This window comes from Kitasatospora sp. cg17-2, assembly GCF_054031055.1.
In genome coordinates, this window is the sequence record NZ_JBSSXW010000002.1 from 129,182 (window position 1) to 142,005 (window position 12,824).

Annotated in this window: 15 protein-coding genes; 7 read left to right on the forward strand and 8 right to left on the reverse strand. The window is 71.0% G+C overall.

Annotated features, from left to right (window positions below; translation table 11 throughout):
- The first annotated feature begins 363 nt into the window (after nt 1-363).
- A complete protein-coding gene (locus ACW14Y_RS41355; RefSeq protein WP_456988619.1) occupies nt 364-1,221 on the forward strand; it encodes a hypothetical protein in 858 nt (285 codons plus the stop codon).
- A 154-nt stretch (nt 1,222-1,375) separates the two neighbouring features.
- On the opposite strand, the gene ACW14Y_RS41360 is transcribed toward ACW14Y_RS41355, so the two are convergent.
- Complete coding sequence (locus ACW14Y_RS41360) at nt 1,376-1,507, reverse strand: hypothetical protein (RefSeq protein WP_456988621.1); 132 nt, start codon at nt 1,505-1,507, stop codon at nt 1,376-1,378.
- A 160-nt stretch (nt 1,508-1,667) separates the two neighbouring features.
- Here ACW14Y_RS41360 and ACW14Y_RS41365 point away from each other — a divergent pair, with 160 nt between their 5' ends.
- Nucleotides 1,668-1,853, forward strand: coding sequence for a hypothetical protein (locus ACW14Y_RS41365; protein ID WP_456988623.1), 186 nt, complete (start codon nt 1,668-1,670; stop codon nt 1,851-1,853).
- Between the two features lie 353 nt (nt 1,854-2,206).
- Here the strand turns inward: ACW14Y_RS41365 and ACW14Y_RS41370 are convergent, their stop codons facing one another.
- The gene (locus ACW14Y_RS41370; RefSeq protein ID WP_380302308.1) at nt 2,207-2,812 is read right to left on the reverse strand and encodes a hypothetical protein; all 606 of its coding nucleotides are present in this window, start codon (nt 2,810-2,812) and stop codon (nt 2,207-2,209) included.
- 185 nt (nt 2,813-2,997) lie between these two features.
- Between ACW14Y_RS41370 and ACW14Y_RS41375 the strand changes: the two genes are divergently transcribed.
- Nucleotides 2,998-3,420, forward strand: a complete 423-nt coding sequence (locus ACW14Y_RS41375) for a hypothetical protein (protein WP_456988625.1) — start codon at nt 2,998-3,000, stop codon at nt 3,418-3,420.
- Between the two features lie 203 nt (nt 3,421-3,623).
- On the opposite strand, the gene ACW14Y_RS41380 is transcribed toward ACW14Y_RS41375, so the two are convergent.
- The 3 genes from ACW14Y_RS41380 to ACW14Y_RS41390 form a co-directional block, all read right to left on the reverse strand.
- Complete coding sequence (locus tag ACW14Y_RS41380; RefSeq protein ID WP_456988627.1) at nt 3,624-4,508, reverse strand: aminoglycoside phosphotransferase family protein; 885 nt, start codon at nt 4,506-4,508, stop codon at nt 3,624-3,626.
- Between the two features lie 248 nt (nt 4,509-4,756).
- Nucleotides 4,757-4,981, reverse strand: coding sequence for a DUF397 domain-containing protein (locus ACW14Y_RS41385; RefSeq protein WP_456988629.1), 225 nt, complete (start codon nt 4,979-4,981; stop codon nt 4,757-4,759).
- On the reverse strand, nt 4,978-5,829 hold the full coding sequence (locus ACW14Y_RS41390; RefSeq protein WP_380302300.1) for a helix-turn-helix domain-containing protein: 852 nt from the start codon (nt 5,827-5,829) through the stop codon (nt 4,978-4,980). Before ACW14Y_RS41390 ends, ACW14Y_RS41385 begins: the two co-directional genes overlap by 4 nt.
- 309 nt (nt 5,830-6,138) lie before the next feature.
- Between ACW14Y_RS41390 and ACW14Y_RS41395 the strand changes: the two genes are divergently transcribed.
- The 4 genes from ACW14Y_RS41395 to ACW14Y_RS41410 are packed head-to-tail and all read left to right on the forward strand — an operon-like array spanning nt 6,139 to nt 10,206.
- A complete protein-coding gene (locus tag ACW14Y_RS41395; RefSeq protein WP_456988632.1) occupies nt 6,139-7,374 on the forward strand; it encodes a hypothetical protein in 1,236 nt (411 codons plus the stop codon).
- Between the two features lie 2 nt (nt 7,375-7,376).
- Nucleotides 7,377-8,120 carry a creatininase family protein gene (locus tag ACW14Y_RS41400; protein WP_380302296.1) on the forward strand — a complete coding sequence of 248 codons (744 nt, stop codon included), beginning with the start codon at nt 7,377-7,379 and terminating at the stop codon, nt 8,118-8,120.
- 12 nt (nt 8,121-8,132) lie between these two features.
- Nucleotides 8,133-9,485 carry a hypothetical protein gene (locus ACW14Y_RS41405; protein ID WP_456988634.1) on the forward strand — a complete coding sequence of 451 codons (1,353 nt, stop codon included), beginning with the start codon at nt 8,133-8,135 and terminating at the stop codon, nt 9,483-9,485.
- A 19-nt stretch (nt 9,486-9,504) separates the two neighbouring features.
- Nucleotides 9,505-10,206, forward strand: a complete 702-nt coding sequence (locus tag ACW14Y_RS41410) for a 2'-5' RNA ligase family protein (protein ID WP_456988636.1) — start codon at nt 9,505-9,507, stop codon at nt 10,204-10,206.
- On the opposite strand, the gene ACW14Y_RS41415 is transcribed toward ACW14Y_RS41410, so the two are convergent.
- From ACW14Y_RS41415 to ACW14Y_RS41425, 3 genes are all read right to left on the reverse strand, one after another.
- The gene (locus ACW14Y_RS41415) at nt 10,185-11,222 is read right to left on the reverse strand and encodes an aldo/keto reductase (protein WP_380302290.1); all 1,038 of its coding nucleotides are present in this window, start codon (nt 11,220-11,222) and stop codon (nt 10,185-10,187) included. The two genes, ACW14Y_RS41410 and ACW14Y_RS41415, sit on opposite strands and share 22 nt — an antisense overlap.
- Entirely contained in the window at nt 11,222-11,935 is a 714-nt protein-coding gene (locus ACW14Y_RS41420; protein WP_456988774.1) for an ATP-binding protein, read from the reverse strand. Before ACW14Y_RS41420 ends, ACW14Y_RS41415 begins: the two co-directional genes overlap by 1 nt.
- 395 nt (nt 11,936-12,330) lie before the next feature.
- Nucleotides 12,331-12,810 (reverse strand): SAM-dependent methyltransferase, encoded by a 480-nt coding sequence (locus ACW14Y_RS41425; RefSeq protein WP_456988638.1) that lies wholly within the window; start codon nt 12,808-12,810, stop codon nt 12,331-12,333.
- Nucleotides 12,811-12,824: the final 14 nt, after the last annotated feature.

The following is a 12,824-nucleotide window of genomic DNA, read 5'->3' on the forward strand; positions in this document are numbered from 1 at the left end:
ACCGTCAACGATGTCCCAGTGCCGAACTGTCCAAGATCACCTGGGACCTCACATGGACAGCAGGCCTGGCGCTCGGAGACCGTCCAATCCGCCGCTCCGACCGGCGGCGAGCGTCGCTCCGAACGGACGCTGTTCTTCCGGCGGGTCGGCCCTCGCCGAGGCCGAGCGGGTGGGGTCACAGACGGCATGTGCGCCGGACAGAAAGGGCTTGGCGCGGGGGCCGCACATCGACGATGATCACCTCATGACCACCAGAAAGGGCCATGCCTTCTAGCCCCCCGCTTCGCTCTCCGCCGCTCGCGCACCGCCGTCGCTCATCGCAGCGCCCGAACGCCGTGACCGCCCACCCAGGAGAGCCCGCCCGTGCAGAAGACTGCCCTCGTTCCCTACGCCCATCTCCCCCGGGCGTACCACGCCCACCACGTCCTGACCGGCACTGTCGACGTCTTCGGCACCGCCCACTGGCTGCTTGCCGACCGCGCTCCGCAGCCCGGCGGCGATGTCCTGCCCTTCGATGCGCTGGTCGTCTCGGTACGTCCGGGCGGCGACGTCGAACTCACCGAGCTGAGCGCCGTGCGTGCCCGCCGGCCGCACCTGGACCGCCTGCCCGACGGCGGGTTCGTCGTCGCAGCATCCCGCGCCCGCCGGTACGAGGATGCGGACCAGGTCCAGGTCTTCGACGCGCTCGGCCGCGAGGCATCCTCCTTCTCCGTCGGGGACGCCGTCGAGCACCTGCTCGTGGACGAGGCCGGCCACATCTGGGTCGGGCACTTCGACGAGAACCCGGCCGGAATCCGCCGCTGGAGCCCGACAGGCCACATCTACTGGACGTCCGACGGCGCAGGCATCCCTGGCCTCTTCGACTGCTACGCCCTGAACGTGTCGGGCACCACCGCCTGGGCGTGCACGTACACCGACTTCCCGCTCGTCGAGATACGCCCCGACCGGCCCGTGAGGGTGTGGCCGAACCGGGTACGAGGCGCCAGGGCAGTGGCCGTCCACGGCGAGCGGGTCGCCTTCTACGGCGGCTACGGCGAAGAGGTGGACCGGCTCATCCACGGAGAGCTCACCGAAGCATCCGTCGAGCCGACGGACGTCGGCCTGCTCACCCTGCCCGACGGCCGCCTGCCCGGCCGCCGCCGAGCCGTCGGCCGAGGAAGCAGGATCTACGTCCAGGCCGAGCCGTTCACCGCGTGGGACGTGGTTGATCTCAGCAGCTGAGCCCCCGGAGAGGAGTTGCCGCAGCGCGTGCCCGTAAGGGTCCAGACAGTCTTCGACGCGCAAGCGCCCGACGCCTTTCTGCTGCGCTCCCTGCGGCGTCACCTGTGGGCCACGTCTGTGCATCGGAGTTGTCCATTCACGCCAGGTACCGTGCTCAGTCACATGTGCTGCCCGGCACGTGCCACTTCTGCCGGGCGTTGCCGCGGGCAAGTACTGCACTGGCCTGCATCACAGCACCGACGTCCAGCCCCAGTCGCAGCATCGTGTCCCGGTTCAGAATCTCCACCGTCATGGCCTCCCGCCGCTGTGGGACCCCTTCTGGGCAGTGGTCCGCTGCGTCAACGATGCCGAGGTGTCCGGGGGCACGTGTCAGGCCCGCCGCTCTCTGCTGGGGACCCGAGCCCGGTCAAGTCGGCCCCGGCATCCCGGCCGGTATGTTCAACCCCGTGAGCGACGAGTGCATCAGCCTCTGCGGCGCCTCCGAGGCCGTCCCGGCCATCGCGCCGAAGAACTACTTCACCAGATGCAGGGCCACCGTGTTCCTCGAGGAAGACTGCGACGGCGACTACGTGATGGACGCCGGCAAGCAACTCGGCGACCGCCAAATGCTCCGCTCGGTCCAGTTCTCTTGAGCCGGACGCCGCACCCGGGACGAGCGGGCGGACACGCCGCGTCCGGGGCTGAGCGCTGAGCGTCTTCCCTCCGGACCCGCCAAGCCCTCATCGCACACCGCCGCCAGCAGTACCGCGCGTTCGAAGGCCGATCCACCCAGGCGACCGGCCACGCGTCGCAGTCCGCGCATTCGACCCGGCCGGCCCCGCCGAGTACGCCCCCGAACTGCTTTCCGAAGCCGCCGGCCCGCCAGCCACTGCCTGCAACGACACCCTGCCGAGCAGTACAGCGTTCCGGGTACGCGGTCGTGCAGGGCACGCGGTTCGGGTGCGCGGCTGCCCGGTAGGCGCTTCGCCGGCGCGCCGGGGGCCGGTCAGGCCGGGCAGGCGTCCAGGAGGCTGCGGGTCCTGTCCGCCTGGAAGGCGGCCCGGCGCGGGTTGCCCATGGCCAGGTCCAGCAGTGCGGTGCCCAGGTGCGGGGCGGCCCGGCCGAGGTCCTCGCACTCGTCGGCCCAGTCCGCGTCCAAGTAGTCGTCGCCGACAGGCAGATACAGCCCTACGTACGGGGAGCGCAGGACGCTGACGCCGCCGCGGATCTGGTCCATGCGGGCGTCAGCGCGGGCGAGAGCCTCCAGGGGGGTGTCGCCCTCGCGGGCGCTGCCCGTGTGCGGGTCAGCGCCGGTGTCGGTCCGCCAGGATGCCAGCAGCGTCGCGACGGTGAGCAGCTGCTGCTGGGCGAGGTCGACGGCGAGGTCTACCTCGACGGGAGTCAGGGAGCAGACGGTGTCGCCGAAGGGGAACGCCCAGTCGCCAGCCTGGCCGGGAAAGTCGCCGGGAAGGCGGGCGAAGCGATCGGCGGGCAGTACCCGGGCGTCGACCGCCTCGGCGGTGCGCAGGTGCTCCAGCAGGCGGGCGAAGTGCCGGCAGGCGGTGTCGATGGCGGTGATCGCCTCGGCGGGGGTCGTGGGCGAGTCGGTCATGAGGGGTTCCTCCCGGGTCGGGGACGTTCTGGTCGGCGGTGGCCTGAGGGGTCTTGGTGATGGCGTCGGCCCCGCCCTGTGCGGGGCGGGGCCGGGCGGTGGCGCCGGGTCACCGTGCGTCCGCCGCGGGGTGTTGCCGGGCGGGCGGGCCGGTGCCGGGCGCCGATTCCCGCGGAGGCGGGCCGATGTCCGAAGTCGCAGACTCCAGGGGCATCCCCGCGAACTGCGGGGGCACTGCCCATTATGGCGCGACCGGAGCGGCGCTGTCGCTGCCCGTCCGGGCCACGCCGGACGACTACTGGGCCCGGGTCGGGTTCGGGCCGGACCCGGAGGACCTGGAGTCGATCACCATCGCGGCACAGGTCGTCGCCCTGACCGGCCCCTCCGGCCGTTGGGGCTGCTGGGGCGAACGGGACCCGGAGGTCGCCGTCGTCCGGGGCTTCCCGGACCAGGCCGCGCGGGCCCAATGGCGCGTGCGGTACGGCCCGTGCGTCGATGCGGTCGGCGTGCTCGGGTCCTGGCTGCCGCCGGTTTTCGGCAGCCGGCCCGTCCCGGACGCCTACGCCGCCCAACTGGCCACCAACTGCGCTGCACCGCGGAAGCGTTAGGGCGACATCAGGGGGCGGTGGATCCAACCCGGGCTGCAGGTCCGCCCCGTGCCTGCCGGTGAGCGCGGTGGGAGAGACGCGACCGGCGCCCGGGTTGTCGCGGGCAGCTACAGCAGGGGCCGAGGTGGCCGGCGGAGCCTCCCCGGAGGGCGAAAATCTCGTTGTCGAGGGCCACGATGTGCTGTGGGTCCTCTCGGCGAGACTCACATGATGCCGGTCCACCTCCACGGTCGACTTCCGTGTCGACCACGAAGGCAGTCGACCCGGTACTGCGCCTCGCGGCGCCATTCGGGGTTGCGGGCTGCGTGCTGTGCTGCGTAGCTGACCATGCGCAGTTCTCGGGCACCGGCCAGGACGCTGAAGCCGTGCCAGGCAGTGACGTCGTAGCCGTACAGCTCGCAGAATTCCGTGTACTCGGCCTCACTGACGGCTCCGGTGGTCCGAGCCCGAACCGCTGTGGAGACGAGGTCCCACTCGCGTAGGCCCTTCGAGAAGTGTTCGAGGTCCATGACCATGGGACCGGCAGCCGTCCGGACGATGTTGCCGGGCCAGGCGTCACCGTGGATCGGGGTCCACGGTGAGCTGCCGGCGACGCCGTTCTCCCACGCATCGGTGAGGTCTCGGTGAAGGTCAAGGAGCCATTGCCGGTCGTTCCCCGGGAGCGATGTTGCGACCCTGAGCCGCTCCGTGATCCGGACGAAGGGATCGAGTGCGCCGAGCTCGAAGTCGGGTTCGGGCAGGGCGTGAAGTGTGCGCAGGACCGCGGCTAGGTCGGCGATGCTCCCGTGCTCGTGGCGAGGCGCCTCGCTCCAGAACGTGGCCGGCCGGCCGCCGGCCTCGACCGGCTGCTCCAGGTCGAGCGGCTCGACTGCTCTCACACCGTTGGCCGCCAGCCAGCGGGCAACATGCACTTCCCGGACGGCCGCTTCCCACTGGCCCGGCTGGCTGATCCGGACGATCACACCGTCCGGCAGCCGCCAGTGCTCGTTCTCCGCGAGGCGAAGTGGGAGCGCGCCACGCACGCTGGCGTCGATCGCGGCGCACGCCTGCACGAGAGCCGCTCCGGGCGTGGGTGAGATACCGGTCATGCCTGCACGGTAGCGGTGACGCGGTCGTTGAGATCGACCGCGTCAGGGAGCCTGCGGTGGTTCATGGCGAAACGCCCCAGCTCCAGGAGGTCTTCGGCGGTCCGGCGCGATGTCAGCACGCCGTAGAGGGCAATGGTCGGTCCGGAGCGACGTCCTCGCGCGGGTCTCCACGGGGCCTGGTCAACGGCGCCGGTTTCGCTGCCGAGAAGGCCCGGGACCGAGGAAAGGCGAGGCCGTGGCCGACTGGCCTACTCGGGGCTGTCGAATTCACCGGCTGCAACGCCGCGCAGAAGATCTGCGTATGCCTGAGGTGTGACGGCCAGTGTCGGGCCGTGCGGATCCTTCGAGTCCCGGATGTAGTACAGGCGGCCGGATGCGGCGACCTCCACACAGTTCCCTCCACCGCCGCTGTGACTGGACTTCACCCAGGTCAGTCCTGCGGCAGGACTAGGCGTCGGCGGTTCGTGGATCATACGTACTCCGTTATCAGTCGGGCGAGGTGGTCGGACGTCTGGGAGATCGTGAGAGCCTCGGCGGCCACCGTGGTGAAGGCAGCCTGGTAGCGATCGGCCGCGCTGTCGGGAAGCCTAATGCTCCGGTCCATGAGCTCCACCCACACGGAGGTGCCACCGACCGGCGGGTCCATCAGGACGAACGGTGCGGCGAGACCGGGATGGTAGGGGAGATCGGGAGGCAGCACTCGCACCGTAATCCCGGGCTGCTGCGCGGCGTCGAGAAGCCGCTGGATCTGCCGGCGCGCGGCAGCTGGGGCGATGCCCGGGAGGGTCAGCACGGATGGTCCGAGCAGAATCTCCTGTTCCGCGCTGAGCGACTCGACCTGTCGGCGCATGCGCAGGTCCACCAGCTCGGTGACCTCGCGGCGGGTCAGGTCCGGCCGCATGCCCGCGATCACAGCGGTGGCGACGTCCTCAGTCTGCAGACGGCCGGGCGGCACGTGGAGTTCCACGGAGCGGATCCGGAGGGCCTCCTGCTCGTCGGCGAGGTACTGGCCGAAGTCCTCGGGCAAGGTGAAACCACGGCGCCACCAGGCGGGACGCGCCTTCACGGCCGAGTCCGCCTCCCACAGCGAGGCCGCGGCCTCGCGCGCGGAAGAGTCGGCACCGAAGAGGTCGAGCAGCGCCCGAACGGTCGGGGGTTCGAGCCTGCGACGGCCCGTCTCGTACCGGCTGAGGGTACCCGGGTCAATGCCTGTGGCCTCGGCGACCTGCGGACCGGTCAGCCCCTGCCGGACGCGCAGACGGCGCAGCAGGTCACCGAGCTCCTTGCGGGCGGCCGATGTGGTGGCCTGTCTGGTGGGCATGGCGGCAGTCTTCCCGGATCCGCCCTACACGGACAAGGGGCGTGGAGCAATTTGCGCCATCACTTTGGTGAATCGCATTGCTCATTGGAGATTTGACGGACATCCTGGTTCTCGACGAAGCGTACCGGTGTGGTTGCTGTGGGTTCGATCGGCGTGCTCCGGGTTCGGCTCTCAGGGGGTGCCTTCCATGGTCCGTGGCTGCTCGGCGATGCGGCAGCAGCACACGCCCCACAGTGCGGCCAGCGCTTCCGGCTCGGTGTTCCGTGTCCTGCCTGTTCACCATGCACTGCGGAAGGGCGGCGAGCTCGCATGACTCTGCTGCGCTGGCTCGTCGAGTCGGAGAGGTGGTCCTACGAGGCGTTCTGCCTCCACTTCAGCCGGGCCGCCCGGGAGACGGCGGTGGAGAAGGGCAATCCGCGGATCGCCCAGGTGTCGGTCTCGCAGCGGAGCTACACCAGATGGCTGGCAGGCGATCTGAAGGGGCTGCCGTCGCACGAGGCCTGCCTGGTTCTGGAGCACCTCTTCACCGAGAAGGTGACGTCAGCCGAGGAACTGTTCCGGGCGCCTGCGGACGATCCGATGAGCGGAGACCTCGAGCGCCCGGCCGTGCCGGATGCGCCCCCCGACGGAGCGTTGTCGGTGGACCCGGCGCTGGTGCCTCACTGGACGGGCATGCTGCAGATCCTCTCCGCTGCGCACAACGCGTTCGGTCCCTCACAGATCCATCATTCTGCGGTGCAGGAGATGGCGGTGATCCGGCAGTTCCGGGAGCGGGCGGGCGGCGGGCTGGCGGCGGGCCTCATGTCGATCGAGGCGAGGTGGGCGGAGTTCGCGAGCTGGACGGCCGACACGATGGGGGATCCGCAGCGGGCAACCTTCTGGCTAGACCGGGCCCTGGTCCTGGCCCAGCATGCCGACGATCCGGCTCTCGTGTCCTATGTAATGATGCGGCAAGCGCAGGGGGCTGTGGAGCGTGGGCACGCAGCGCTGGCCGTGGCGCTGGCCGGCCGGGCGTGGTCGTCGGCGGGGGACGGGGCCCGCGACCGGGCGCTGTGCGCGGTCCGCCAGGCCGAGGCACATGCGCTCGCCGGCGACGGTACGGGTGCCCGACGGGCCGCGGGGGAGGCCCTGCGGCTGGTGGATGAGGCCGAGCGGATCGGCGCGGCCGGTGACCCGGGGGCGATCGGTCTGCACTGCGTGCCCGCGTACGTCCGGGCGCACGAGGCCCACTGCCTGATGCTGCTGGACGACCACCAGGGTGCTCTGACGGTGCTGGAGGAGGTCCTGGCCGTCTGGCCCGAAGGTCTGCGGCAGGACGGTCTCCTCGCGCGGGTGTGGCTGGCCAAGTGCCTTGTGCGGACCGGCCGGAGTGACGAGGCGGGCGCCGCGGGACAGCAGATCCTCACCGCGAACCTTGCGGTCGGGTCCGGGCGCGTTCACGGCGCTCTGGTGGGACTGGCGAAGCTCGCCGAACCGCTCGCCGGCTCTCCCCCGGAGATGGAGGCCTTCCGCGCCACCGTGGCCCTGATCCCCCGGAGAATGTGACCATGACCTTTCCTCTACCCACCGCCACCAGCGCCGACGAAGCCGCGCGGGCGAGCCGTGTCGCGGTTCTGCCCGTCGGCAGTTTCGAGCAGCACGGTACCCACCTGCCGTTGTCCACCGACACGCTCGTCGCGTGCACGATCGCCGAAGCGATCGCCCGCGCCTACGGCCTGTTCCTGCTGCCGCCGATCACGATCGCCTGCTCCCAGGAGCACGCCGCGTGGCCGGGGACCGTCAGTATCCGCGCGCAGACCCTCATCGCGGTGGTCAGCGACATCGCCGCGTCGCTGCGGGCCTCGGGTGTCGAACACCTGGTCGTGGTGAACGGCCATGGCGGCAACTACGTGCTGGCGAACGTCGTGCAGGAGTCCAACACGGCCGGTCCGCGGATGGCGCTGTTCCCGCGCCGCGAGGACTGGGCCGCGGCCCGCTCCGCGGCCGGTTTGGAGAGCACCGCCCACGAGGACATGCACGCCGGGGAGATCGAGACCTCCCTGCTCATGTACCAGTGGCCGGAGCTCGTCGGCGCCGGCCACGCCACGGCCGACCACGTGGCCGAACGACCGCACCTGCTTGTCCTCGGACTACAGGCGTCCACCGCCAGCGGCGTCGTCGGCCGTCCCTCGCTGGGCACCCCGCAGAAGGGCGAGGCTGTCCTGCGCGCCCTGACGACGGGCTTCGCGGAGACGCTGCGGGTGCTGACAGGCGGGAGCGCGACCGAATCCGAAGGAGAGCCCGATGACTGACAGGAGCATCTGATGGGCGAGCTGGTCCCCAGGTTCCGGCTGCTCGTCGAGGACAAGAAGTGGCAGAAGTTCGAGGTGTTCGACGTCCGCTTCGCCCGGGCCGCGCACATCGCCGCCGAGAAGGAGCGCCGGCCGTCGCTGCGGACGGCCACCGTCAGCCGGAGGACCTTCCGACGCTGGATGCTGGAGGGTGTGCGGACCGCCCCGACCATCGAGGTCGGCCTGGTTCTCAAGCATCTTTTCGCCCTGCCAGTCGGAAGGATCTTCGAGTTCGTCGACCCGGACACCCTCGGCCTCCCGCTGGAGGCCGCCCCTGCTGAACGGACCGTGCCGCCCGGGGGCGATGTTCTCGAGTTCGACGACCCCTGGCAGGTGGGGGACCAGACCCGGCAGCTCACCGCTTCCAATACGGACCCTGCCGTCCTCGCGATGGCCCGCGCCACGATCACGGGCATCGTGGACCGCTACGAGCGACTGGGGCCCCACCAGCTGGTCGGCGAGGCCAAGCTGCTGCGCGGCATGCTCCACACCCTGCTGGCCGGCCGCCAGCCACCCCGGGTCCGGGCCGAACTGTTCCGCCTCGCTGGCCAGGTCTCGGGTCTCCTCGGCTACATGGCCACCAACGTCGACCGGCCGGCCGCGGCCCAGGCATACAGCACCGAGGCGCTGCAACTCGCCGGTGAGATCGACGATCGCGCTCTGCAGATGTGGGCACTGGGCACGCGATCTCTCGGCTACTACTACCAGGGCCGCTATGACCTGGCGGACGAGGCGGCAGCCGCTGGGATCGCGCTCGCACCCGAGCACCCCCAGGCGATCCGGCTGCTGGCCAACGGCCGCGCCCGGGCACTTGCCCGGGCCGGCCACCGCCGGCAGGCCAAGGACGCCATCGACCGGGCCCTGCAGCTCTCAGAGAGTCACGTTCTCCCTCCCGGGCTGACGCCCTGCATCGCGTTCGTGCCGTACTCCGAGGCCCGTACGCTGGCCAATGTGGTCACCGCCCATCTGTCCCTTGGGGACACCGGGCAGGTCCTGGACCGGGCCCGGGACCTCGAGCCGCTGCTGGCCGGCTCCGATTCTGTCTGGAGTCGTGCCTTGGTGGGCCTCGACGTGGCCACCGCCCTGCTCCACCAAGCGCAGCCGGACGTCGAGACGGCCATGGACCTCGGGCAGCGGGCGCTGGGGTCGGGCGCCACCGCGCCGATCCGGTCCGTGTGGCTGCGCGGCGTCGAACTCTACGCGCGCGCCGCTCGCTGGAAGGACGAACCGGCTGTCGGCGGCTTCGCCGAGCAGTTGCGCGCCTTCCGCGCGCACCCCACCGCCGGTACCGTCGCGGGGAGCACCGGGATCCCCGGCGCCGCCTGAACTGCCGGAGGAACCGATCGTGGCCCTGGTATCCGACCACACGGCCTTTCCGGCCGATCCGCCGTCCGACCTCGACGACGCGGACACCATCGTGCGCGCCGACTGGGAGGCCTACGCCGGGCTCGAGCACCTGGTGAACCACTGGGACCGTCCCGGCTGGGACACCCGCACCCGGCGCCTGTACTGGATGCTCACGTTCAACGGGCACCACCAGCTCGCCGAGCGGGCAGCACAGTGCCAGCGTGCTCTCCAGCACCTGGGTCTCGACCTGACACCGCCCGAGGGCCTGCACGTCACGGTCCTGCGTATCGGCGACGCCACCGACGTGCCGGCCCGGACCGTGGACGCCCTGGCCGACCGCGTCCGCGGACTGGGGCTGCCCCGGCTCGTCCTGGTGGCGCATCCCCTCGCCGGGTCACGCGGCGCGGTCCGCTTCTCCGTCACTCCGTGGACCGGCCTTGTGCACCTGCACCAGCAGCTCACCGCCGTTGGGCGTGCCCTCGGCGTCCCCGGAGGAACGGGAACCGGCCGGTGGCGGCCGCACCTCGGTATCGGATACAGCCCCTCCGACCGGCCGGCACCTCCTTTCATCAAGGCCGTCGAGCCGCTGCGTTTGCTCGCGCCGGTGTCCCTGGTCGTTGAGTCGCTCGACCTGGTCGAGCTGCGTCGCGGTACCCGGCAGTACCGGTGGCGGACGCTTCAGCGCGTTGCCCTGTCCTGACGCACGGCCTGGTGTGTCTTCGACCTGAGTTCCTCGCGCAGCGCGGCGTAGGCGGATTCGATGGCGGACTCGTCCTGCGGGGTGAGATCCAGGTCGAGGCTGCGGTAGTTCAGGGCGACGTGTTCGGCCTGCCCGAACCCGGCCACGACGGCTGTGTGCGGTCCGCGGGACAGGCAATACCGCAGCGCCGCCTGTCCGAGGACTGCCGGGTGGCCGCCGAGGTGCTGGCGCAGCGGTTCGAGGACGCGAGCGATGACGGACCTCATCGCCTTCTCGTGCGTCGGAGCCTGGTCTGCCGGACGTGCTGTGCCGGTGAGAAGCCCGCCGGCCAATGGCGAGGTCAGGAGAACCCCGGCACCCTGCTCTGCCGCGCGCAACAACGGATCGCCCTGCCCGGTGGCCGGTAGGACCGCGAGTGGGGTCAGGGCGTTGAAGGGGAGCAGGACGACATCGGGCTGGATCACGGCGAACAGATCGTGGAACCGCGTATGAGCGACCCCGTCCGGTGCCGCAGCCGGGTCCCACGGCGGGCCGACGAGACCGATCGCCCCGATCATGCCCAGATCCTTCATCGTCCGCAGGACCTCGACCGCCGGCCCCAGGTAGCGGTCGTTCGGACCGAAGTCGTGCGACGGCAGTCCGAAGAGGTCGATCTGCTCGACGTTCAGGTTGTCGAGACTCTGCTCGAGCTGATGCCTGAGGTGAGGTCCCGCATAGGGGTGGGGCGCGGAGCCCCTGTGCCCGACCTTACTGCTGATCTTGAGCGTGACACCCTGTCGGCGGCACTCCCGGACCACCTGGCCGAGCAGCCGCTCCGCGTGCCCCTCCCCGTAGGTGTCGGCGACGTCGAAGAGATCGGCGCCGCGTTCGACAGCCTTGCGCATGCCGTTCAGCCACTCGTTGTCCGCCGCCGGACGCGGCGACGGCGGAGCACTGATGGAACGGCACCCCACTCCGAGCGGGTGGACGGCAAGTCCGGGCGCCAGGTTTCGCGGCACCGGATCCAGACGGCCCATCAGGTCAGGGCCCCTGTACGGAAGACCGCCGTCACGATGGCGCCCGCAGGACACGCCGGTTCGACGCTCCAAGCCGTGGCGCAGGCCCCCACGAGGATCAGGCCGCGGCCGCTCTCGGCCCGCCACTCACCGTCCACCGACATTCCCCTCATGAAATCCGTGATCTGCTTGTAGTCACCGCTGTGGTCGGTGACCGTGACAGCGACTCCGCGCTCGTAGCGGGCGATGCCGACCTCGGCCAGCCCGCCGCCGTGCCCCTGCGCGTTCGTGACCAGCTCGGAGACCACCAACGCGACGTCGTCTGCGAGATCCGGCATGTGTTGGGCGAGGAGAACAACGGCAAGGCGCCTTGCCACCGCTGCAGGTCTCTCCTCATCGACCAGCCGCAGGAGTATGTCGGCACACGCCAGCCCGAGGCCACATCGTCCAATCGGGGAAGGGACCGGGAGCGACATCTTCGCCTCCTCGCACGGCCGACGCGGGTGCGCCGTCTCCGGATCTCTACCGTGCCGCTGCCGGTCCGGCATCACCAGGCCGCGGGGTGGCCATCTGATGGCCACCTCCACCTCAAGGCACACCCTGGCAGGGACCGCAAATGCGAACAAACCACCCCCATGGCGCGAGCGTTTGCGCCCGTGCGGTCGGAAGGTGGCCACCAGATGGCCACCCCGCGGCCTGGTGATGCCGCCGCGTCCGGGCCACGGTTGATTCATCACCCCTACGCCTGTGACCGGCTCTGACCATCCGTCGGGCCGTCCCTTCCCGTAGACGACCGTCCTGGAGCGACGACGATGACCGATTCGAGTTGGCGGGTGGTGCCGCACCACGGGCGCACCATCGGGGGCGTCCCCGGACGGGGCCGTCCGGCCTGTGGCACCGGCGACCGCACTTCACTCCCGCCGGCGTCCGGCGTACCGGTCGACGACCGGAGCGCGACACCGCGTTCGACCTGTAAGGCCGGTGTTCGGTGATCAGGCGGGTTCCACGGGCGCGAGCCGCTGCTGCGGCGTTCCAGCTACCGCAGGCGCGGCCGCCCGGCTCTCCCGGCAGCTGCGGCACCGGAGGCTGGCCGGACGGCGGCGGCGCCTGCGGGCCGGGGTCGCCCGCTCTACCGGGGCCTGCTGGCGGCGTCCGTCCAGTAGTCGGTCAGCATCTCGCCGGGCCAGGCGGGTTCGGTGACCTCGCCGCGGGGGCCCATCTCCCGGAAGAACGGCGCGATGTCGATGACCGGTGTGCCGTCGACGGCGTCGAGGTCGGTGACGTGAAGGTCGAGGCCGTCGACCTTCAGCAGGCGGGGGTAGGAGACGGCGAGCCGGTTCGGCCTGCGGTGGTTCCGGTGCACGAACGTCCCGGTCGCCGGCCAGCGGGGGTTGCCGCGTGGGCTTCGGGCGTGGAGTTCCACGTCGTCGGGCGACCCGAGGTGGAAGTGCCAGGTGACGGTCAGGTGGCTGAACTCCTCGAGGCCCTGCACGGCGTCCAGCGGGAAGCCGGGGTTGAGCCGGATCACCGACCGGACGCCGCCCTGGTAGTCGTCGGCCGGCTCGGAATGACCTCCGACCACCACGGCGACAGGCTCGATCACGATCATGCGCTTCTCCTCCC